Below are 231 nucleotides of genomic sequence, written 5' to 3' on the forward strand. Positions count from 1 at the left end.
ATCCTCGGCGATCCAGGTCGCGAGCTGGGCGCGAATGCGGTACAGGTCGTACTTGAGCAGCACGCGCGCGGCAAGGTGATGCCCCGCCTCGCGCAGTCGATCCACCAGCAACTGACCGGAGGTATCGGTGTCCAGGGTACGGGTATCGCTAACGGTCAGACCCGCGAGGTTCAGGGGCACGAACAGCGCATCCGCTGGGTGGTTCAAGGCAGGCTTCCAAGGGGGAGACAC

1 pseudogene is annotated in these 231 nt (G+C 64.9%); it reads right to left on the reverse strand.

The features are described 5' to 3' along the window. Positions 1-207, reverse strand: a pseudogene (locus tag VC352_RS25145) (molybdenum cofactor biosynthesis protein); the annotation flags it as partial. Between the last annotated feature and the right edge of the window lie 24 nt (positions 208-231).

The sequence above is a fragment of the Pseudomonas sp. C11 genome (assembly GCF_034683865.1).
In the GTDB taxonomy this organism is placed as follows: Bacteria; Pseudomonadota; Gammaproteobacteria; order Pseudomonadales; family Pseudomonadaceae; genus Aquipseudomonas.